This is a genomic window from Nocardiopsis listeri (assembly GCF_020741345.1).
In the GTDB taxonomy this organism is placed as follows: Bacteria; Actinomycetota; Actinomycetes; order Streptosporangiales; family Streptosporangiaceae; genus Nocardiopsis; species Nocardiopsis listeri_A.
This window is the reverse complement of the sequence record NZ_DYZD01000189.1, coordinates 1-21,668: the sequence shown is the minus strand read 5'-3', so window position 1 is coordinate 21,668 and position 21,668 is coordinate 1. Positions and strand designations below refer to the sequence as shown.

Annotated in this window: 20 protein-coding genes; 9 read left to right on the top strand and 11 right to left on the bottom strand. The window is 69.0% G+C overall.

Going from position 1 to position 21,668, the window contains the following annotated elements:
• The first annotated feature begins 138 nt into the window (after positions 1–138).
• The 4 genes from K8V84_RS10480 to K8V84_RS10465 all read left to right on the top strand — a co-directional run bounded on the left by K8V84_RS10480 (position 139) and on the right by K8V84_RS10465 (position 5,494).
• Positions 139–1,845, top strand: a complete 1,707-nt coding sequence (locus K8V84_RS10480; protein WP_304073664.1) for a glycosyltransferase family 4 protein — start codon at positions 139–141, stop codon at positions 1,843–1,845.
• 101 nt (positions 1,846–1,946) lie between these two features.
• Positions 1,947–3,320 (top strand): nucleotide sugar dehydrogenase, encoded by a 1,374-nt coding sequence (locus K8V84_RS10475; RefSeq protein ID WP_304073661.1) that lies wholly within the window; start codon positions 1,947–1,949, stop codon positions 3,318–3,320.
• A 232-nt stretch (positions 3,321–3,552) separates the two neighbouring features.
• Positions 3,553–4,776 carry a glycosyltransferase gene (locus K8V84_RS10470; RefSeq protein ID WP_304073659.1) on the top strand — a complete coding sequence of 408 codons (1,224 nt, stop codon included), beginning with the start codon at positions 3,553–3,555 and terminating at the stop codon, positions 4,774–4,776.
• Positions 4,777–4,888: 112 nt separating this feature from the next.
• Positions 4,889–5,494: a malonic semialdehyde reductase gene (locus K8V84_RS10465; RefSeq protein ID WP_304073656.1), complete on the top strand. Its 606-nt coding sequence runs from the start codon at positions 4,889–4,891 to the stop codon at positions 5,492–5,494.
• Positions 5,495–5,558: 64 nt separating this feature from the next.
• Here the strand turns inward: K8V84_RS10465 and K8V84_RS10460 are convergent, their stop codons facing one another.
• The 9 genes from K8V84_RS10460 to K8V84_RS10420 form a co-directional block, all read right to left on the bottom strand.
• Positions 5,559–5,774, bottom strand: coding sequence for a hypothetical protein (locus K8V84_RS10460; RefSeq protein WP_304073655.1), 216 nt, complete (start codon positions 5,772–5,774; stop codon positions 5,559–5,561).
• Between the two features lie 28 nt (positions 5,775–5,802).
• Positions 5,803–6,633 (bottom strand): glycosyltransferase family 2 protein, encoded by an 831-nt coding sequence (locus K8V84_RS10455; RefSeq protein WP_304073679.1) that lies wholly within the window; start codon positions 6,631–6,633, stop codon positions 5,803–5,805.
• A gap of 310 nt (positions 6,634–6,943) precedes the next feature.
• Positions 6,944–7,714: a CDP-alcohol phosphatidyltransferase family protein gene (locus K8V84_RS10450; RefSeq protein WP_304073653.1), complete on the bottom strand. Its 771-nt coding sequence runs from the start codon at positions 7,712–7,714 to the stop codon at positions 6,944–6,946.
• Positions 7,692–8,741, bottom strand: coding sequence for an iron-containing alcohol dehydrogenase family protein (locus K8V84_RS10445; RefSeq protein ID WP_304073651.1), 1,050 nt, complete (start codon positions 8,739–8,741; stop codon positions 7,692–7,694). Before K8V84_RS10445 ends, K8V84_RS10450 begins: the two co-directional genes overlap by 23 nt.
• A gap of 5 nt (positions 8,742–8,746) precedes the next feature.
• Positions 8,747–9,478, bottom strand: coding sequence for a phosphocholine cytidylyltransferase family protein (locus tag K8V84_RS10440; protein ID WP_304073649.1), 732 nt, complete (start codon positions 9,476–9,478; stop codon positions 8,747–8,749).
• A gap of 33 nt (positions 9,479–9,511) precedes the next feature.
• Positions 9,512–10,198, bottom strand: coding sequence for a DUF5941 domain-containing protein (locus tag K8V84_RS10435; protein WP_304073676.1), 687 nt, complete (start codon positions 10,196–10,198; stop codon positions 9,512–9,514).
• 104 nt (positions 10,199–10,302) lie between these two features.
• On the bottom strand, positions 10,303–11,085 hold the full coding sequence (locus K8V84_RS10430; RefSeq protein ID WP_304073646.1) for a hypothetical protein: 783 nt from the start codon (positions 11,083–11,085) through the stop codon (positions 10,303–10,305).
• Positions 11,086–11,285: 200 nt separating this feature from the next.
• Entirely contained in the window at positions 11,286–12,263 is a 978-nt protein-coding gene (locus K8V84_RS10425; RefSeq protein ID WP_304073643.1) for an ABC transporter ATP-binding protein, read from the bottom strand.
• Complete coding sequence (locus tag K8V84_RS10420; protein ID WP_304073640.1) at positions 12,263–13,105, bottom strand: ABC transporter permease; 843 nt, start codon at positions 13,103–13,105, stop codon at positions 12,263–12,265. The genes K8V84_RS10425 and K8V84_RS10420 overlap by 1 nt, the downstream gene beginning before the upstream one ends.
• Before the next feature lie 356 nt (positions 13,106–13,461).
• On the opposite strand from K8V84_RS10420, the gene K8V84_RS10415 reads away from it, so the two are divergent.
• Positions 13,462–14,232 carry an IspD/TarI family cytidylyltransferase gene (locus K8V84_RS10415; protein ID WP_304073639.1) on the top strand — a complete coding sequence of 257 codons (771 nt, stop codon included), beginning with the start codon at positions 13,462–13,464 and terminating at the stop codon, positions 14,230–14,232.
• The gene (locus K8V84_RS10410; RefSeq protein WP_304073637.1) at positions 14,229–14,993 is read left to right on the top strand and encodes a glycerophosphodiester phosphodiesterase; all 765 of its coding nucleotides are present in this window, start codon (positions 14,229–14,231) and stop codon (positions 14,991–14,993) included. The genes K8V84_RS10415 and K8V84_RS10410 overlap by 4 nt, the downstream gene beginning before the upstream one ends.
• A 3-nt stretch (positions 14,994–14,996) precedes the next feature.
• Here K8V84_RS10410 and K8V84_RS10405 read toward each other — a convergent pair whose 3' ends face one another.
• Both K8V84_RS10405 and K8V84_RS10400 read right to left on the bottom strand, forming a co-directional pair.
• Positions 14,997–16,085 (bottom strand): DUF4429 domain-containing protein, encoded by a 1,089-nt coding sequence (locus tag K8V84_RS10405; RefSeq protein WP_304073636.1) that lies wholly within the window; start codon positions 16,083–16,085, stop codon positions 14,997–14,999.
• An 80-nt stretch (positions 16,086–16,165) separates the two neighbouring features.
• Positions 16,166–17,161, bottom strand: coding sequence for a glycosyltransferase family 2 protein (locus K8V84_RS10400; protein ID WP_304073633.1), 996 nt, complete (start codon positions 17,159–17,161; stop codon positions 16,166–16,168).
• Between the two features lie 467 nt (positions 17,162–17,628).
• Between K8V84_RS10400 and K8V84_RS10395 the strand changes: the two genes are divergently transcribed.
• From K8V84_RS10395 to K8V84_RS10385, 3 genes are all read left to right on the top strand, one after another.
• Positions 17,629–19,143, top strand: a complete 1,515-nt coding sequence (locus tag K8V84_RS10395; RefSeq protein WP_304073631.1) for an LCP family protein — start codon at positions 17,629–17,631, stop codon at positions 19,141–19,143.
• Between the two features lie 48 nt (positions 19,144–19,191).
• Positions 19,192–19,890 (top strand): YIP1 family protein, encoded by a 699-nt coding sequence (locus K8V84_RS10390; RefSeq protein WP_304073630.1) that lies wholly within the window; start codon positions 19,192–19,194, stop codon positions 19,888–19,890.
• Between the two features lie 261 nt (positions 19,891–20,151).
• Positions 20,152–21,483, top strand: coding sequence for a UDP-glucose/GDP-mannose dehydrogenase family protein (locus K8V84_RS10385; protein ID WP_304073629.1), 1,332 nt, complete (start codon positions 20,152–20,154; stop codon positions 21,481–21,483).
• The last annotated feature ends 185 nt before the right edge of the window (positions 21,484–21,668 follow it).

Here is a 21,668-nt window from a genome sequence, read left to right as displayed (position 1 = left end):
CCTTGTCCGGCCCGTCCCGAACGCGACGCCGTGGTGTCACCACTTGGTCACGTCCACGTGGTTGTGTGACTGACCGTGCAAGACATCCGGACTCCCGAACCCCGACCGCCGCGCCCACGTACCTTGTGGCCGCGTGCGGTGACCTTCACCGCCACCTTGGCCTGGCGTCACCTGCGGGACGAGCCCGCCCGGCTGCCGCTGTTGGCCGCCAGACTGATGCCCGGTCCGCTGCGCGGACCGGCACGTGCCGTGGCCAGACGTTCCGGCGCGCTTCCACGCGCCTACGCCCTGTGGGACCAGGGTCGGCGCGAGGAGGCGCGTGAGGTGCTGCTGGCCGCGTCCCGACGCACATCCCCTGCCGGGGTGGGGCGCCTGGTGTCGGCGGCCCTGGCCGCCGGGGACGCCGACACCGCTCGTGATCTGGTCGAACTGATCCCGCCGGGTCGGCATCGCAGCGCCGCCGAGTACCGGACGGCCCTGGCCACGGGACGCGCTGTTCCCGAGTCGTTGTCCGTTTCCCCTGACCGTCACGGGTTCACGTTAACCCGCGGTACGCCAACGCGGCCCGACGACACGGTGAACGCTCGGCGACCGACGGCGACGGGCCCGGTACCGCGTGTTCTGCACCTGGTCACCAACGCGCTTCCGCACACCAACGCCGGCTACACCCAGCGCACGCACCGCATCGCGGTCGCCCAGCGCGAGGCGGGCATGGACGTGCACGTGGTCTCCCGCGCCGGGTACCCGCTCACCAAGGGGGTGCCGGACCCGCGCACGCTCGTGGAGGTCGACGGCGTCTTCTACCACCGACTCCTGCCGTGGCGGGCCCCCTCCGACCACGACCAGGAATTCCAGGTCGGATTGCGCATGGGTTCCGAATTGGTGGAGGCGTTGCGACCGGACGTGCTGCACGCGGCGAGCAACCACCACAACGCCCGGCTGGCCCTGGAACTGGGGCGCGGATACGACCTGCCCGTGGTCTACGAGGTACGGGGTTTCCTGGAGGAGTCCTGGCTGTCGCGGGACCCCTCCCGAAGCGTGGACGACGCCTTCTACCGGGCGGAACGCGCCGCGGAGACCGAGTGCATGCTCGCCGCCGATCTGGTCGTGACCCTCGGAGAGGCGATGCGCGCCGACATCGAGGCCCGTGGGGTACCCCGTGAACGTCTGCTGGTCGTACCCAACGCGGTGGACGTCTCCTTCCTGGAACCGCTGCCCCCGGGCGAGGAGGTCCGCGAGGATCTGGGCATCGGCCGGGAGGAGTTCGTGGTGGGCACCACCACCAGCTGCTTCGGTTACGAGGGGCTGGACGTGCTCTTGGACGCGATCTCCCTGCTGCGCGGACGAGGGGAACCGGTCCACGCCCTGATCGTCGGCGACGGACCGGAACTGCCCGCGCTACGGGCTCAGGCCGAACGGTCCGGGCTGGAGGGGGCGGTGCACTTCACCGGACGCGTTCCCGCCGACCGGGTACGTCACCATCACGCGGCATTGGACGTGTTCGTGGTGCCCCGTCGAGATGAACGGGTGTGCCGTCTGGTGACACCATTGAAACCCGTGGAGGCCATGGCCGGCGGGCTCCCGGTCGTTGCCAGTGATCTTCCCGCTCTTAGGGAGATTGTGGAACCAGGGGTGACAGGAGAGTTAATTCCGGCGGGCGATTCGGCACGTCTAGCTGATGTGGTCACCAATCTCGCTTACAGTCGGCGAAAGCGGACCTCCTACGGTCGAGCAGGTCAGGAGCGTGTCGGAGCCGACCGAACATGGGCCCAGGCCGTGTACCGCTACAACCAGGCGTATCGGGTTCTCATTGGGAAAATGTCCGAACCAGGCCAGAACCCGTAATCGTGGACAACGCGTGCCTACACTCAGACGTCCTGACTCTGAAATGGCGGTCCTCGAACATTTGCGCCCGTTCACGAAATGAATGCGAGTGTGACCACGAAGTGGATGCCGCAGCCTCCAACCCGGCCAATGTCCCCGAGCAGAGCACCGGATCGGCCGATCTCGTCGTCCTCGGTCTCGGCTACGTCGGTCTGCCCCTGGCAGCCGCAGCCGCGTCCGCCGGCGTGAAGGTCACCGGGCTCGACGTCAACGCCCAAGTGGTCGACAGCCTCAACCAGGGCGACTCACACATCGACGACCTGACTCCGGACGACGTCCGCGCCATGTTGGACCAGGGGTTCAACGCGACCACGGACCCGGCGTGCCTGGCGACGGCGCGCACCATCGTCATCTGTGTACCCACCCCGCTGTCCCCCGAGGGCGGTCCCGACCTGGGCGCGGTCACCGCCGCGTCCAAGGCCATCGCCACCCGGCTCTCACCGGGGACCGTGGTGATCCTGGAGTCCACCACCTACCCGGGCACGACCGACGAGGTCGTCCGTCCGCTCCTGGAGGAGTCCGGCCTGGTGGCCGGGGCCGACTTCCACCTGGCCTTCTCCCCCGAGCGCATCGACCCGGGCAACCCGACGTTCGGCGTGACCAACACGCCCAAGGTCGTCGGCGGTCTCACCGAGGAGTGCGGGGAGGCGGCCGCGGAGTTCTACGGCCGGTTCGTGCACAAGGTGGTCCGCGCCCGCGGCACCCGTGAGGCCGAGATGGCCAAGCTGCTGGAGAACACCTACCGGCACGTCAACATCGCCCTGGTCAACGAGATGGCCATCTTCTGCCAGGAACTGGGCGTGGACCTGTGGGACTCCATCGCCGCCGCGGCGACCAAGCCGTTCGGCTTCCAGGCGTTCTACCCCGGTCCGGGCGTGGGCGGTCACTGCATCCCCATCGACCCGAACTACCTCTCCTACAAGGTCAAGACCCTCGGCTACCCGTTCCGGTTCGTCGAGCTGGCCCAGGAGATCAACAGCCGCATGCCGGCCTACGTCATGCAGCGGGCCCAGGAGTTGCTGAACGACTCCGGACTGGCGCTGTCGCGTTCCAAGGTGCTGCTCCTCGGAGTGACGTACAAAGCCGACATCGCGGACCAGCGCGAATCACCGGCCCGTCCGGTCGCGCGCAAGCTGGCCGCCAAGGGCGCTACGCTGACCTACCACGATCCGCACGTGGAGTCCTGGCAGGTGGACGGGGTGGACATCCCTCGTTCCACCGACCTGGAACAGGCCATGGCCGACGCGGATCTGACCATCCTGCTCACCGACCACAGCGACTACCGCCCCAAGCTTTTGGAAGAGTACGCGCGCCTGCTGCTCGACACCCGCGGAGTGCTGCGCCGGTCGGAGGCCGACGAGCCCGTGACCACCGGACCCGAGATCCCGGTGCAGGCCCGCCGCAAAGTACAGCGGGAGGGCCTCCAGGTCCTGTGATCGCCCCGGCCACCTGGGCACGCCGGCCGGACGTCCCACGGCGTTCGACGGCGTGCCTTCGTGTGTTCACCGACGACCGACCGAAGGTTCACCGGGCGCACGCCGGGTGTCCATCCGACCGTCCTCGGCGTGTTTCTCCAGGTGAATACCGTGTCGTGCAGCGGTTCCCGCCCGGTAACGGCGGATCATCGCTGTAGTCGGAGCCAACCGGTGACACACATAGGTGATCTTCATGCACGCACTCGTGGCGACGATTGTGCACCACCCCGAGGACGCCAGGATCCTGCACCGCCAGATCCGGGCGCTCGTCGAGGCAGGGCACACCGTCACCTACGTCGCCCCCTTCCGAGAGTGCGGGGTGACGCCATGGGACCAGATCCGCTCGGTGGACGTGCCGCGCGCCCAGGGGCGCGACCGCCTGTCCTCTCTGCGGGCCGCCCGCTCCGCCCTGACCAGATTGGCGCCCGAGGCCGACCTCCTGCTCTTCCACGACCCCGAACTCCTGCTCGCGCTGCCCTCGAAGCGGCCACCGGTCACCGTGTGGGACGTGCACGAGGACACCCCGGCGGCGTTGCTCACCAAGCCGTGGGTGCCGAGGCCGCTGCGCCGTCCACTCGGTCGGGTCGTGCGCGGTTTCGAACGGGGTGCCGAGCGTCGACTGCGTCTGCTCCTGGCCGAGGAGGGTTACCGTTCCCGGTTCCGCGGCGACCATCCGGTCGTTCCCAACACCACGGACGTGCCGGACGCCCCGCTCCGACCGGCGGGTGACGACCGCGTCGTCTACCTGGGGCACGTCTCCATGGCGCGCGGTGCCCGCGAGATGGTCCGGATGGGTCGGCGGTTGCGCGACCACGGCGTGCGTCTGGAAGTGATCGGCAACGCCGACGCAGAGGTCCGTCCCCTACTGCGCGAGGCGCACCAGGAGGACGCCCTGCACTGGTACGGGTTCGTGCCCAACGACCGGGCCCTTCGGATGGCGGCCGGTGCCCTGGCCGGGATCAGCCTGCTGCACGACACCGACAACTACCGGCACTCACTGCCGACCAAGGTCGTGGAGTACATGGCCCATGGTCTGCCGGTGGTGACCAGCCCGAACCCGATGGCCGAGGCCCTGGTCAGCCGGCGCCCGGAGGGACGCTCCGGGCTCGTCGTTCCGTTCAACGACGGCGACGCCGCCACCCGGGCCGTGTTGGAGTTGCGCGACAACGAGGAGCTGCGCCGGGAGTTGGCGAGCACCGGTCACCGGATCGCGCGGACCTCGTACCACTGGCCGGTCCAGGCACGGGTGTTCGTCAAGCGGCTGGAGGAATGGGTGGCCCAGGCCGGCGGTACGGTACGACCTCGGCAGAGCCCGGAGACCCCGCCGGCACCGCTCCCCGACCCGCCGAGGGTCCCGGTCGTCCCGGGCAAGGTGCCCCCGCAGCGGGATCGACCGCGCAGCGCGCTAAGTGAATGAACTCACAAATCATATAATCTAGAAATATCTTCCTAGCAAACCAGGTTGTGCCTCGTGTCCGCCGCAGGCGGGCTCCCTGACCATGAAGAAGCGCACAGCCGAGGTTTTGACTATGACTGACACGCTGGTCCTCGACAAGAACGCACAGGACCTGCTGTTCCACAGCGCCCGCACCGCCAACGGCTTCACCGACGAACCGGTGACCGACGAGCAGCTGCGCGCGATCTACGACCTGGTCAAGTTCGGCCCCACGGCGATGAACAACCAGCCCCTGCGCGTCACCGCGGTGCGCTCCCCCCAAGCCCGTGAGCGCCTGGTCCGGCACATGGGCGGCAACAACGCCCCCAAGACCGCCGCCGCCCCGCTGGCACTGATCCTGACCGCCGACAGCGACTTCCACGAGCACTTCCCCACGATCTTCCCGGTCGCCCCGGACGCCCGCGACAACTTCGCCGGCATGCCGGTCGAGGCCCGTGAGTCCATGGCCCTGCAGAACGCGTTCTTGCAGGTCGCCTACCTGATCATCGGCGTTCGCGCCGCCGGTCTGGCCGCCGGACCGATGACCGGCTTCGACGCCGAGGGCGTCCGCAAGGAGTTCTTCGGCGAGGACTCCAGCCAGAAGCCGATCGTCGTCATGAACATCGGCAAGCCCGGCCCGGACGCCTGGTTCGACCGCCTGCCGCGCCTGGAGTACGAGCAGACCGTCACCGAGATCTGATCCCGAAGACCACGAAGGGGGCGGGTGCCGTGCGGCACCCGCCCCCTTTCTCATGGCCATGGCCCTAGGCGCCTCCGGGCCCCTGGGGGCCGGGGTACCGACCCGGGTTGCCCGGATGGGGCGGCTGTCCGTGACCGTAGGGCGGCCGCCGCCCGGGCGCCCCCGCCCGCGAGGGGTTCTTGGAGCCGCTGACGAGGACGACGAGCAGGACGATCACCGCGACGACGACGGCGACGAACGCCAAGAGCATGAGGATGATCAGCCCACCGAAAGCGCCCACGTGGTTCTCCTGGGGATCGAGGCGAAGATCAGATGATCGGCGGGCGACCCGCGCGGGTCATCCGCCAAGCGGTCTTCCAGGCGATGGGGGTCCGGGGGCCGGCGTCCTCACGCCATCCCTCGCGGAAACCGCCGAACCACGCCTTGAGCGCGCTCTTGTCGCGTTCACGGAGCACCGTCAGTCCCACCCAGGTGCCGAGGTAGGCGAACGCCAGCGGCCAGGGAAGGTTGCGACGGGCCAGCCACACCCGATTGCGGGCGTTGAGCCGGTAGAAGTTCTCGTGCCGGGTCGGCGTCACCGCGGGGTGGTACATCACGGCGTCGGCGTCGTACTCGATGCCGTACCCGGCGTCCATGATCCGCCAGGCCAGGTCGGTCTCCTCGTGGGCGTAGAAGAAGTCGCCCGGCAGACCCCCGCCCTTCTCGAAGGCGGTGCGACGGATGGCGCACGCGCCACCCAGGAACGTGGTGACCACACTGGACTTACGGGAGTCGCCGACCCGCAGTCGGGGCACGTGCCTACGCTGGTCGGGACCGCCGTCGGGATCGGCGATCCGAAACGACAGGGCGCCCAGGGACGGCTCGGAACCGAACCGGTCGCGCACGTGTTCGGCCAGGTCCATGGACCGGTACCAGCCGTCGTCGTCCAGGAACAGGATCACGTCGCCCGTGGTGGCCTTCACCCCGTGGTTACGCCCCTCGGGGATGCCCACGTTCTCCGGCAGGTTCACCGTGACCACGCCCTCGGGCAGGTCGGGCAGGTCGGCGCCGTTGCTCACCACGACGACCTCGACGTCGACACCCTCCTGCTCGAACACGCTGGTGATGGCCCGGCGCAGTTCGGCGGGTCGTGTGCCCATGGTCAGCAGGACACAGGACAGGGTGGGTTTACCGGGCACCTGGGAACCGCTCCGTTCCTGCGCTCGGGCTTTCCGCGCCCCGGGCAGACCCGGGCCGGCGGGTTCGGCAGGACCGCCGGGGTCCTGTGCTGGTGGGATCACGGGTGTGGCCATGAATGCGAACCGTTCAGTGGATGACGTGCGGCTGACAGGTGGACACATGCCAACGTTCGCAGAAACAGACTAACGAAAGAATAAAGACGAAGTGTACGGAGCCGTGAACGGGGTAGCGTCCACGGCCCCGTGATTACGTCAGAACGTCATCGACGCGTTATTCGAGGCGCCGAGAGGCGAGCACGCTCACGAAGTGCGCGAAGCTCATCAGTACCGCCACCGCGGCGCAGGCCACGACCAGGATCCTGGTCGCCGTCAGGTCACCGAGGAAGAGGTCGACCACGGCCACCACCACCACGATCAAGGACAGCTCCACGGCCTGGATCAGGCGATGGACCTTGAGCGCGGAGGCCAGGCGTCGCGCCAGGCTCAGCCCGGACGACCTGGGCCGCATGGCCTCTTCGGTGATCTTCTCGGGAAGACCGGCCTTGGCACGGGCCACGACCACGTTGTCGGTCTCGGCCTTGATGAGAACGACACCGAGCGCGGCGGTCATGCCCAGGATGACCCAGCCCCCGGCCTCGAACCCGCCCTGGGCACGGATGCCCAGGCCGACGAGCAGCGCGACCTCGGACACGTAGTGGCCGATGCGGTCCAGGTAGATCCCGGCCACGCTGGTCCGACCCGTGTAGCGGGCCACCTCACCGTCGGAGCAGTCCAACAACAGGTAGATCTGCACCATCACGGCGGCGAGGATCGCCGACCACAGGCCACCGAACGCGACGACCACGCCCGCGAGCACCCCGAACACCATCATCAGGTAGGTGATGGGGTTCGGCGGTACGCGCAGGCGCACGAAGAACGTGGTCAGGTACGGGGAGATGTCCCTCATGTAGAGACGCCCCGCCCAGTGCTCCTCGTTCACGCGCTCCTTGATCCCCGCGGGCTGGCCGCCCGCGCGGACCTCAGCGACCGACGGCTTCGACATAGGCCGCGACACTCCGCCCGATCTCGTCCTCGGAGAGGTTCAGGTGTTCCAGGATCGTGAACCTGCCCGGGCGGGTGCCCGGAGCGTGCGCCACGGCCCGCGCGAACTCGGCCTCGGTGAGACCGACGTCGGAGGGCACGATGGGCAGCTGGTGGCGGAGCAGGCAGGAGCGGATCTCGTCCAGTCGCTCGGCCGGCCAGTCCAGGTGCTGGACCCGCAGGTAGGAGGCGAAGAGCGTCCCCAGACCGGCGAGTTCCCCGTGGTTGCCCTTGCCCGGGTAGAGCTGGGTGACCGCGTGCAGGATCTCGTGGCAGGCGCCGCTGGCCGGACGGCTGGAACCGGCGACCACCATGGCCATACCGGACAGCACCAGCCCCTCGGCCAGGATCTTGAGGAACCCGTCGGACTCGATGGAGTCGGGGCGATGCAGGATCGCCTCCGCCGCCACACGAGCGAAGGTGACCGCCATGCTGTCGATCGGCTCGCCGTTCTCCTTGCCCGCGAGCTCCCAGTCCTCGATGGCCGAGATGTTGCTGATCACGTCACCGACACCGGAACGGACCAGGTGCCCGGGGGCCGCCTGGACGTAGTCCACGTCGATGACGATCGCGATGGGCATCGTCACGCCGATGGACGGCTTGCCGCCCTCGTGCTCCAGGGAGCTGACCGGGGAGGCGATGCCGTCGTGGGCCAGGTTGGTGGCCACGGCCACCATCGGGATGCCCGCCATGGTCGCGGCGAACTTGGTGACGTCGATGGTCTTGCCGCCGCCGATGCCGGCCACGGCCTCGTAGGCGCCCGAACGCAGCTTCTGGCCCAGTTCGGTCGCCGCGTCGACGGTTCCCTCCTCGACCTGGAAGACCTCGCACTGGGGCAGGTCCAGGTCGGCGGCGATCTGTGCGCCCTGACCCGGTCCCACCGCCACGGCGATGCGTCCCTCGGTGGCGATGCGGCGGTCGGCCAGCACAGTCCCGAGTGAGGAGATGGCCCCCCGGCGCACGTCGATCGCCAGAGGGGAGGGGAGCATTCGGGCTAGTAGCGGCACGCGATCTCCCTCGCCTTGGCCAGGTCGTCGTGGTCGTCGACCTCGACCCAGTCCACCTTGCCGATGGGGGCGACGGCGATCTTCTCGCCGCGGCGGACGAGCTCCTGGTAACCGTCCTCGTAGTAGAGCTGCGGGTCGCGCTCCCAGGTGGCCTTCAAGGCGTCGGCCAGACGGGAGGCGAGCGAGCCCTCAATGAGGGTGGCGCCGATGTACTCGCCCGCGGCGGTGGCGGGGTCCATCAGCTTGGTGATGTTCTGGAGGTGGCCGTCCTCGTCGAGGGTCACCTTCATCTCTTCTTCAGCGAGGCTTTTCACGTTGTCCACCGCGAGGAGGAGTTCCGGTCCCCGGGCGGCGAGTAGCGTTTCCTCGATGCTCACCGGGTGCACGGTGTCGCCGTTGACCAGGAGGACGCCCTCGGAGAAGAACTCACGTGCGGTCCACAGGGAGTAGGCGTTGTTCCACTCCTCGGCCTTGTCGTTGTAGCTGAGGGTGAGCTTGACGCCGTGGCGCTCCTCCAGAGCGGCCTTACGCTCCTCGACGGCCTCGGCCCGGTAGCCGACAACGACGACGACGTCGGTGAGACCGGCGGCCGCCAGGTTGCGCAGCGAGATGTCCATGATGGTCGTCTCGCCGTCGACGGGCACCAAGGCCTTGGGCAGGGTGTCGGTGTAAGGACGCAGGCGACGCCCCGCGCCTGCGGCGAGAACCATTCCGAGCATGAGGGCGAGTTCCTCCTTAGGTCGAGGAGGCGCTCACGCCTCCCCGTTCGTTCCGGTGGCCGTTCGGCCCCCGTCTCCGTTGGGGGAGATCGGGTGATCTCCCCACTGCTCCTCTCCGCCGAGGTTGTCGGCGGAGCCGGTACGTACCTCGGCCACCGGAGTGGCGCTCCAAGTACGCACGGCCTCCCGCACCTGTAGGACCACCAGGTATCCGGCGAGTATGCCGTAGGCGGGTGTGAGGGCGGACAGCGCTCCCCCGGCCGCGATGACGAGCATCCTGCCGTCCCACCCGAGCGCGGCGGCGCGCGTCCCGGACGGTCGGTTCACTCCGACCGCGGATCGTGCGACATCGTCGTGGTGGTGGCAGGCGACCGTCACCAAGACTACGAACACCAGGAGACCGGGTACGCCGGACGCGAGCCCCAGCGTTGCCAGGTATCCGTATTCGGTGGCCCGCAGGATGGGTGGTACGAACCGGTCGAACCGCCCATTATGGGGGTGGCCGGCGGCCAAACCGGACAGTAGCAGGGCCGCGACCGGTGCGCACAGGGTAATGCCTGTCAGCCGCCCTTGGTCCGCCAGGAGTAGGACCGTCACGATGATGGTGCCGGCGACAGCCGTGAACAGCGGTGGTGCGACCCCCGGAGCCAACCTGCCCAGAAGCATGCCCATGTGACCGTCATCACGAAGAAAACGCAGGTCGAGAACGATCGGGCCCAAAAGGTCACACCCCCGGGCATCCCGCTCGACCACCGGACGGTCGCCCGTCGGTCTCTCCCCCGCCCGTGCCTCCTCCGGCGGCACCGCCTCCGGAGATTCCCCGTTCACCGCCGCACCTCGGAACTCGGGTCGACGAGTTCACCGGTGATCGCCACGACACAACCGACGATGAGGCTGATGAAGGCGATCCGGGCGTCCCAGGCCGTGGCCGCCACGGCGATGACCAGGAAGCGCGTGGGCTGTTCGAAGGCCATGATCCGGCGGGTCAGCAGGGCCGGGGAGGGCGACGCGTGAACGGCCCCCCCGACCTCTCCGGTGTCCGGTATCCCGGCGGCCCGGGCGATCTCGGCCGCGTGGTCCGCGTCCGCGGTCCGCTCCGGCTCCGGCGTCTTGGACCGTTCACCGCCCCGAGGCCTGGGAACCGAGACCCCCTGGAGGCTCTCAGGTCGCCTCTGGCCGGGAAGAACGAGCGGATGCGGCGCCCACCTCGCGGGCGGTGCCGCGCGAGCCACCAGAAGCGCGTCACGCAGGGCGAGGGCGATGAGCGCGCCGGCCGCCCACCCCCAGGCGCCGGAGTGACCGGCGGCGGCCGCGCCGAAGGCGAGTCCGACATAGACCACGTACTCCCGGAACTGCGCGGCCATGGAGACGGTCCACAGGGTGAGGACGTCCCGGCGATGGGACCGCATGCGCGAGCGGACCATGTCGCAGAACAGGACCAGGCCGAGGAACAGCGACCCGACGATCGCCCCCGTGGCGTCGGCCCGGCTGAACCAGACCGCCGCGATGGCCGCGACCACGACGCCGACGCGGGTCACCCCCGTACGGGTGACGTACCTGCGTTCGAGCATCCGAGCGGTCGCCCGCACCACGATTCCCTCGGCCATGTCCGCGCTCCCCTGGTTTCAACTGAGAGTCACGGTCGCCTACGCTCTGTGCGCAATCCATCACCGACACGCTCAAGGACGCCGATACGCCCCTTTGAGCCGCAGGGCGGCGTTTCGGACAGGCCCGGACAGGAAAGAGCGCACCTCCGGAACGATCCGTGGTGCGCTCTTCCCTGTGGGGGTTCGCGTTGGGGTCCAGGTCAGGCGACCTGTCCGCCGTCCTTGCCGTCGCCGCCCTCACCCGGGTCGGCCTTGTCCGCATCGGGCTCGGGCCGGTCGGTCTTGGCGGTGTCGGCCGCGGTGGCGCCCGCCTCGATCGTGCCCGCCTCGGCCTCGACCTTCTTGGCCGCCGCCTCGGCGCGCTTCTTCTTCGCCGCGTCCTTCTTCTTGCGCTCCTCGATCTCGACCTTGGTGTCCTCGTTGTAGGCGGCCAAGGCGGAGTCGATGTCGGTGTCCAGGTCCAGGGACCCGTTCTTGATGTACAGACCGCGGTTGCAGAAGCGGCGCAGGTCCTTCTCGTTGTGCGAGACCAGGACCATGGTGCGCTCGTTGGCGAGCATGCGGTCGATGGCCTCGTAGCACTTGCGCTTGAAGGCCTTGTCGCCCACCGCGAGCACCTCGTCGACCAGCATGATCGGATGCTCCAGCTGTGAGATGAGCGCGAAGCCCAGCCGCACCTTCATACCGCTGGAGTAGTGGCGGACCGGGGTGTCGATGAACTTCGGCTTGACCTCGGCGAAGTCGACGATCTCCTCGAAGCGCTCGTCGATCTGCTTCTCGGTCATGCCGTGCAGCGAACCGACCAGGTACACGTTCTCGCGACCGGTCAGGTTGTCGTTGAAGCCGGCGCGCAGCTCCAGCAGCGGCGCCACCTTGCCGTGCACGCTCACCTTGCCCTCGTCGGGGATGAGGACCCCGGCGATCATCTTGAGCAGGGTGGACTTGCCGGTGCCGTTCTTGCCGACGATGCCCACGCAGTCGCCCTTGGCGATCTCGAAGGAGACGTCCCGCAGCGGCCAGAACTCGTTGCCCTCGGCGTTGGGGTCGCGCTTGTTGCCGTGGATGAACATCTCACGCAGGCTGCGCTTACGCCGACGGTTCACCGCGAACTTCACACCGAGACCCTTGGCCTCGATGACCGGACCGTCGGCGACCGCGGCCTCGTAAGTGGACGCCATCACAACTCCTTCAGAACTGACATCTCCAGACGGCGGAACGTCCAGTATCCGATGATCAGCATCAAAATCGAACCGACCACCGAAGAGGTCAACGCGAAGGTACTCGGCGTTAGTTCCTCGAATCCGGAGAACCACACCGTTCGGTGCATCTGGAAGATACCCATCAACGGGTTGAGCTCGTAGAGCGTCTTGGCCCAGCCCGGGACCCTGTCGGCGGCGAGCACCATGCTCGCCGGGAAGAGGATCGCCGATCCGTAGAACAGAAGCCGGGTCAGGATACGTGTCAGACGTTCCACGTCACGGAGCAACACGTTCACCGAGGCCAGGAACAGGGTCACGCCCAACCCGAACATGAAGGTCAGCACGACGGCCAGGGGCAGCCAGAAGAGCATGCCCTCCCAGGTGAAGCTTCCACCGCGCGCGAACACGAAGATCAACAGGACCGGCCAGGTGAGCACGTACTCGACGAACTTGGTCCCCACCGTGGCCATCGGGAAGATCTCCCGAGGCACCTTCATCGTGGTGATCAGCTTCGCGTGCGTGATCATCGCGCGCGGCGCCTCGCTGAGGATGGCGCCGAAGGTGGTCCAGGGAAGGATGCCCGCGACCAGGAAGAGGATGTAGCCGCCCGGGGCTCCCTCCGGCATACCTCGGTCCGCCTGGAGCACGATGCCGAAGACGAAGAAGTACACCAACGTCAGAGCGAGGGGTTCCAACATCGTCCAGGCGTATCCCAGCACGGATTGCTGGTACTTGACCTTCAGGTCGCGCCGGACCAGGAGGCCGACGACCTTCCGGTGCTCCCAGACGGCCAGCGTCCTTGACGCCACCGCCACCTCCAAGGTTCGAGATCGTCCGGTTCGGATGCCGGACTGTCGCGTCTATGAACTCGCCTGTGCGCACCGGCCTTCGACGCGGCCCCACCCGCACCCGGACCGGAACGGGGGCTGTCCGGAAGGTCGGGGGATGTCACGGACCACGCCCGGCTCCACGTCCGAATCGATGGGAGGGAGGGACCGATCACGCTCGACAGGCGTCCATAGGTTACCGCTGCATCGGACAGACCGTGTCAACCACGTGCCGTTCACCCCTGAACCGACCTCCCCACTTCGGCGTCGGTTAGGGTCTGGCATCGACATCCCACCCTGGGTTCTCTCGTTCGATCTCCGACGAAGACCCGAGTAGGCACGGAGGAAGCATGTCCGCACGTCCGCGGGTGATCGCGGCGGTTCTGGCAGGTGGGGTCGGTGCGCGTATGGGCGCGCCCTCCCCCAAGCAGCTCCTGCCGTTGGAGGGGCGTCCCATCATCGAGCACTCGATCGCGGCGTTCGAGGCCTGCCCCGACGTGGACGAGATCGTCGTGTTGATGGTGGACGAGTACGTGGGTCGGATCGAGGACCTGGTCGCCGAGGCCGGGTTCGCGAAGGTGTCCAGGGTGCTCCCGGGCGGTGAGACCCGGACGAACACCTCCTACGCGGCGTTGACCGCGATGTCGCACGCCTGCGACGACGACCTGGCGCTGCTGCACGACGCGGCCCGCCCCCTGGTCCGTCCGGCGACCATCGCGGCGTGCGTGTCCGCTTTGGGCGAGGCGGGAGCCGTCGGGGTCGCGGTGCCCAGCGCCGACACCGTGGTTCGGGTGGCCCCGGGGCGGTCCGGCGCCGAGGTGATCGAACAGACCCCGGACCGTTCCACCTTGCGTCGGATGCAGACGCCCCAGGGGTTCCGCCTGGGCGTGGCACGACGCGCCTACGAACTGGCGATGGCGGACCCGGACCTGGTGGCCACCGACGACTGCGGGGTGGTGCTGCGGTACCTGCCCCAGGAGGAGGTGCGGATCGTGCCGGGTGAGGAGAGCAATATCAAGGTGACCAACCCGGGTGACGTGGAGGTCGCCGAGACGCTGCTGCGCCGGATGCGCGCGCACGCCGCACCGATGGAGCGTCCGGTCCCCGGGGTGGCGCCGTGAGCGGGGTCTTCGAGGCCACCGACGTGATCGGGCACCGGGGCGCGGGTCGAGGCGTGGTGGACGGGGCCCGGGAGAACACCGTGGCCTCGTTCGAACTGGCCGCCCGCACCGGCGCGGACTGGATCGAGATCGACGTGCGTCGTACACGTGACGACGCCCTGGTGCTCTACCACAACGCCGCTTTGGACGACGGGCGCGCCGTCGTCGATCTCACCCTGCGGGAGTGCCAAGAGGCCGGGTTGGTGGATCTTGGGGAAGGGCTCTCGGCCATCCCGGACCACATCGGCCTGGACGTGGACGTCAAGACGGTGATGGAGGACGCGGTGGACGCGCCGGCGCGACGGACCGTGTCGTTGCTCCTGCCCCACCTGCGCCGTGAGGCCGAGCGTCGCCGAGTGTTCGTCTGTTCGTTCGACCCGGGTCTGCTCTCGGCCGTGCGGGAGGGGGCGCCCGAGGTGCCGACGGCCTGGATGCCGTACGTGCGCAACCCCGCGGACTCGGCGATCCCCGGTGCCGTGGGGCTGGGATGCCCGATCGTGGCGGTGGACGCCCGCGCCCTGGGTCTGAGCGGTGAGGAGCCCGGGCCGGGACGGCGCCCACTGGAGTACACGATCGAGACCGCGCACCGCGCCGGGCTGGAGATCATGTCCTGGTGCCCGGACCCGGTCGACGCGGCACGCTTCGCCGCGGCCGGCATGGACGCGGTCGTGGTGGACGATGTGCCCGGCACGGTGACCGCCCTCAAGGAGTCCCGCGCCTGACCCTCAGATCCGGTCGAGGAGTTCGGCCTTCTTGGTGCTGAACTCCTCGTCGGTGAGCAGACCCTTGGCGTGCAGGTCGCCGAGACGTTCGATCTGCTCGAAGATCCATGAGGTGTCGGTCCGCTGCGCGGGCTCACGGAGGCCCCCCGGCGACTCCCCGGGGTTCTCCGGGGCCTCCGGACCGTCCTCGCCTATCTCGACGGAGGCGTCGCCGTCCGATCCCGCTCCCCTTCCACCCGGGAGATTCAGGGTGATCCGCGGCCCGCGCAGGGCGTCCACTGCGCTCCGGGCGGTCCGCTTCCACCACTCGGGGTCGTCGAAGCCCACCGGCGGGGCCTGCTCCATCCCACCGTCACCGGCACCGATGGCCGCCCGGGCCGCCCCCTCCTGCGCCCACAGGTGGGCGGTGACCGTGGCGGCGAGCAGGAAGGCCTGGTGGATCTCGTTGCCCTCGTCCCCGGCACGCAACACGTTGAGGTCGGTCCTGGGTTTGGCGTCGACGGGCCGTCCCCGGCCCACCACGCGGACGAAGCCCCAGCCCCAGTCGTCGACCGGCGCCCACTCCATACCGTCGATCTCGGCCAGGTCGAACTCGCGACGCTGTTTCTTCTTCTTGTAGCCACCGGCGTGGCCACCCGACCACACCAGGGAGAGCCGATCACCCTCGAAGCGTGCGGTGCCTTCGGAGGTGAGCACGTGCAGGGGTCGGGGCGGGACCAGGGACAGCACGGCGCGGGGATCGGGTTCGCGGGCCCGCCCCGCGGCGAAGCGGAGTTGGTCGGCCAGGTACTCGGCGACCAGCTCGGTCTTGGCGGGACCGGTCAGCCGGAAGGGCTGGAAATTCTCGTCGAGCATGGCACCGACCGCGGAGTAGGGGTCCATACGATCGTGCAGCCGCAGGTTGAGGATCCAGCCCTTCTTCCGCCCGGCGCCCGGACGGAAGTCGACGTCGCGGACGAGCCCGACCGGGAGATCGAGGGTGCCCAGGAGTTTGAAAAGCGGGCTCTTGAACCAGCCCTTGGTCTCGAAGCGGATGCGGACAGTCTCGCTGTCGAACACCCACACGGCCTGTTCTCCGCGCAGCTCGTCCATGGCTCCCTCTCCGGTTCTCCTCCTCTTCTTGCTAGCAGAACCGGAGCCCCGATGGGAGACCGTTTATTCGGGTCCCGAGGTCAGGAGTGGGAGGCCTGGGCGGTCCGCGAGTCGGCGCCCAGCTTCGACGGGCTCGTGATGAACCCGACGCCCCACGACATGTGCATGGTGGCGAGCGCGAGCGGGATGAGCGGCCACGACGAGGCCGGCCGACCCCGGGTGAGCGGCACGGACGCACCCGTGATCAGTACCAGATAGGCGGCGGGGACCAGCCACAGCGGCCAGAACAGGAAACCGCCCACGAGTCCGACGACGATCCCGGCCACGGCCACCGGCGGCGCGAGGTAACGGAGGTTGATGGTGCCCTTGTGCTGGCGGGCGACCACACGCCGCCACCGGCCGTAGTGGAAGTACTGCTTGGCGAGCAGCTTGACGTTGCGACGCGGACGGTAGGAGACCTGCATCCGGGGCTGGAACCAGACGGTGCCCCCGGTCGTGCGGATGCGGTGGTTCATCTCCCAGTCCTGCGCCCGCAGGAACGCCTCGTCGTACCCGCCGACGCGCTCCAGCGCGGATCGGCGGAACACACCGAGATAGACGGTGTCGGCCGGGCCGCCCTCGCCACCGGTGTGGAAGCGGGCGTTGCCGACCCCGACCTTGGAGGTCATGGCGGCGGCCACCGCCTTCTCCCAGGGGGTGGTGCCCTCGGCGGCCATGATGCCGCCGACGTTGTCGGCACCGGTCTCGTCGAGGGTCTCAACGGCCACCCGGAGATAGTCCGAGGGCATCATCGCGTGGCCGTCGATGCGCGCGACGATGTCGTGCGAGGAGGCGCCGATGGCGGCGTTGAGGGCGGCCGGGGTCTTGCCGGTGGGGTTGTCCACCACCTTGACGCGGGGGTCCGCCGCGGCGAGGCCGTCGGCGACCTCACGGGTCCGGTCCGTGGAGGGACCGACCCCCAGGACGACCTCGAGCTCGCCCGGGTACTCCTGGGCGAGGACGTGTTCCACCGCGGCGGCGAGGTGGCGTTCTTCGTTCAGAACGGGCATGACGACGGAGACAGGCGGCCAGGACACGGGCACTTCCCTGGATCAAGACGTGTCGGAAACGCGCACGAGGAGAGGGTGTGCGCGCCGTCAACCGTACTGCACCGGGGCCACCGACCGGGCTGCCCGATCTTCGCGGTCATGCCGGAAAGGACCGAGCAGCGGCGTGGTGGCCCGGCTCCCGGGGAAAGCCGTTCGGGGCGGGGTGGGTCCATGGTTCGACTCCTGTCGATCGGGAGGGCCGGGAGAAGGAGCCGGGGCGGCCGAGGAGCCCGGGGTCCGACCGACGCACCGAGGGCTCCGCCTTTCCCAGGGCGTAGCGGATGGCTCCTTGGGAGCCAAGATGGTTTACGCGAAACGACGGAACCGATCGGTCCGTTTCGGCCTCGAAACATATGGGAGCAACACGCCGGGGGCCGACATCCGGTCCTCTTCGGCCGATCGGGTGACAACCTAGGTGTCGAGGACACCGTTGAACGGGTGGGACGGGGATGCCGATGAGCGACGACGACGCCGGACGGCACGGATCAACGGGCGAGTTCCGACGTGAGCGCTCGTCTCCTGTGCCACCCGACCGGTCGAAGCGTTCCGGGCGGATCACCGTGCCGAGCGCGACGGTCCGGCGCCGCCGCAACGGCCTGCTCGTGATGAGCGTCCTGTCGGTGCTGGTCCTGCTGGCCTCCGGCACCTCGTGGGCGATCACCGGGTGGATGTCGGGTTCACTGAACCGCTTCGACGTGTTCGGTGGAATGGCCGACGACGACCGGCCCGAGGAGACCGGTGGTCTGACCTTCCTGGTCATCGGTTCCGACAGTCGCGAGGAGATGAACTCAGAGGACCAGAACGCGCTCAGCGTCGGTTCCACCCCCGGTCAGCGCTCCGACACGATCATGCTGGTGCGCCTCAACCACGAGCGCGACCACCTCACCGTGGTGGGCATCCCCCGCGACCTGTGGGTGGACATCCCCGGCGAGGGCGAGGACAAGATCAACGCCGCCTACGCCTTCGGTGGCCCTCAGTTGGCGGTCCGGACCGTGGAGTCGACGACGGGGGTGCGCATCGACCACTACGTCGAGGTGGACTTCAACGGATTCGTGGACGTGGTGGACGCCCTGGACGGCATCGAGGTGTGCCTGCCCGAGGCCATCGACGACCCCAAGGCGAAGCTGAACATGGAGGCGGGTACCCACCGGGTGGACGGGGCCGACGCCCTGGCCTTCGCCCGGACCAGAGCCACCGCCCGAGGCGACCTGGACCGGATCGATCGCCAGCAGCAGGTGCTGTCGGCCATGTTCGACAAGGCGCTGAGCAGCCGGACCCTCTCGGACCCGGGCAAGCTCACCGCGTTCCTGGACAGCTCCCTGTCCTCGGTGACCGTGGACGAGGGAATGGACACCAGCGCCATCAACGACCTGGCGTACCAGATGCGCGAGATGGACCTGAGCAACGTGACCTTCGCGCAGGTGCCGATCTCGGACATGGACCACTGGACACCGCGCGGTGACGTCGCCCTGTTGTGGGACGAGCCCGCGGCGCGGGAGTTGTTCGCCGACATCAACGCCGACCGCCCGTTGGGCGAACCCGAGGCCGAAGCCGAGGAGCCCGGCAGGGAGGACTCCGAACCCGTCCCCGGCGACGTCCGGGTGCGCGTGTTCAACGGCACCGCCACCCCGGGCCTGGGCGCACAGATGGACAACCGGCTCGTCGAGGCCGGATTCGACGTCACCGACGAGGCCGAGAACTGGAGCGACCGGAACGTACCGACGACAGAGGTCCGGTACGGCCCGGAGGACGAGGAGCTCGCCGCGTACATGGCGCAGATGTTGCCGGGTTCGGAGACGGTCGAGGACCAGACCCTGGAGGGCGACCTTCAGGTCGTGATCGGTTTCAACCACACGACGTTCGAACCTCCCGCGCCGGTGGAGGGCGCGGTGGCCGAAGAGGAGCCGCAGGAACCGACCGCGGAGGACGGGCCGGCCACCACTACCGCCGCAGAGAACATCTGCACGTAGCCTTGCGAGGAGGGGGACCTCGAAAGTCCCTCGGGGAAGGGGAAGTTCTTGCTCCGCCACCTGGTCGGACTGCTCGTCGGAATCGCCTTGGCCCCCGTCATCTGGGTGGGGATCGCGTGGTCGGCTGATCTGTTCCCTCGCATCACCCAGGGTGAGCTGGACGTCACTTCGGTGTTGTCGGTGGTGGTCCTGTGTCTGGTGGGCGCCGTGGGCGCCTATCTGGTCGCCTCCCGCCGCTCTCCCCTGGTGGCCGGTGCTTCCGGGGTGCTCCTGACCGCTCTGTGCCTGTGGCCGATCGTCTCCCCCCGGACGCTGACCTCCGCGCTCTCCTGGCTCAACGAGGAGACGTTCCTGTACCCGAGCGGGGCCGGGCTCGGCATCGCCCTGCCCGTGGGCGTACTGCTGGCGGGTTCGGCGGTCCTGCCCACGCGCTGGCGCGCGGCCGAGGGTACGGGCCCCGTCCCCGGCGATCGGGTGGTGGCGAGCGCGAGCCGCGACCGATACCGTTCGGCGCCGGTCGACGAGGTCGGGCCCGAGCCGGGCGAGACCTTGGAAGAGCGGTGGAACGACGGTGGTCCGGTCGGCGACACCGTGCCCGACGTTCCTCCGCCCACGTCCCCCGTGCGCCGGTACGAGGATCCGAGCAAGACCACGACACCGTTCCGTCGCGGTGAGGGCGGTGCCGTGTGGACCCCGCTGGACGAGGGTCCCGGCTCTCCCCGGGCTTTCGACGACCAGGGCCGCTGATCCGAACGTCCCACTTCACGGGGCGGGACGTCCCGTCATCGATCCCCTCGTATCGACGCCTCACCACTCACCGGTAACCTGTCCGCCTGACTGTTCACGCGCAGTTGGGTCGGACGCCATGCCCCTGCGCGTAGGGTGATGCCGCCCCGGCACCATCGTCGGCCGAACCATGTCCGTTATCCGCCCCCGTGCGGGATGTCGACCGCCGAGAGCGGGAACAACCAGTACCAGGCGCGAGCGGAAGCAAGGAAGGAACACCCAGTGGTCGAAGCGGAACGTATGCGGGTCTGCGTCATCGGGACCGGCTACCTCGGCGCCACGACGGCCGCCTGTCTGGCCGAGATGGGCTTCGAGGTCCTGGGCCTGGACGTCGACGAAGCCAAGGTCGACATGCTCCGTTCCGGCAAGGTCCCCTTCTACGAACCCGGTCTCGAAGACCTGCTGAAGGCCAACCTGAGGACCGATCGGCTGCACTTCACCACGAGTTTCGCCGAGGCCGCCGAGTTCGCCGACCTGCACCTGATCTGTGTGGGCACCCCGCAGCGTGACGACTCCGGCGCCGCCGACCTGCGCTATGTGAACTCGGCGGTGGACAACCTCGCCCCGCACCTGACCCGACCGACCGTGGTCGTGGGCCGTTCCACCGTTCCGGTGGGCACCGCAGCCACCCTGGCCGCCCGCCTCGCCGCGCTGGCCCCGGTGGGCGAGGAGGCCGAGCTCGGCTGGAGCCCGGAGTTCCTCCGTGAGGGCTTCGGGGTGGAGGACACCCTGCGCCCCAACCGCATCGTGATCGGCACCGAGTCCCCCCGGGTCGAAAAAGCCGTCCGCGCGCTGTGGCAGCAGCAGGTGGACGACGGCACCCCGTTCCTGGTCACCGACCTGCAGACCGCCGAGCTGGTCAAGGTTTCGGCCAACGCCTTCCTCGCCACGAAGATCTCCTTCATCAACGCGATGGCGGAGGTCTCCGAGGTCGCGGGCGCCGACGTCATCCAGCTCGCCGAGGCGCTGTCCTACGACGACCGCATCGGTGGCAAGTTCCTCGGCCCCGGTCTGGGATTCGGTGGCGGATGCCTGCCCAAGGACATCCGCGCCTTCATGGCCCGCGCCGACGAGCTGGGTGTCGAGCCCGCGCTTTCGTTCCTGCGCGAGGTGGACGCGATCAACCAGCGTCGTCGGGCCCGCACCATCGACATCGCCCGCCAGTTGATCGGTGGGAACTTCGCCGGGCGCACCGTGACCGTGCTGGGCGCGGCCTTCAAGCCGAACTCGGACGACATCCGTGACTCGCCCGCGCTGGACGTGGCCTCGACCATCGCCTCGCTGGGCGCGCACGTGACCGTGTACGACCCGCAGGCCCTGGAGCGGGCCCGTGAGGCGTTCCCGGAGTTGAACTACGCCGAGTCCATGCTGGACGCGGCGCGCGACGCGGACGTGGTCCTGCTGCTCACCGAGTGGGCGGAGTTCAAGGAGGCCAACCCCGACGTGATGGGCGAGGTCGTGGCCCAGAGACGGATCGTGGACGGGCGCAACGCGCTGGACCCCACGTACTGGCGCGCTTCCGGCTGGACCTACCGGGCGCTCGGCCGCCAGTAGGAGTCGAGCACACGGTGAACGGCCGTCCCGGGTCACGGGACGGCCGTTCGCGTGTTCGGACCGACCGCCGCAGGAGTCGGAGGAGTCGGGTGGCCGGTGCTCCGGTGGCCGCCTTCCCGCCGGCCACCGGTCGATGAGGGGAATCGCCACCGGGCGAGGGCACCGCCGTGGTTCACTACACAGAG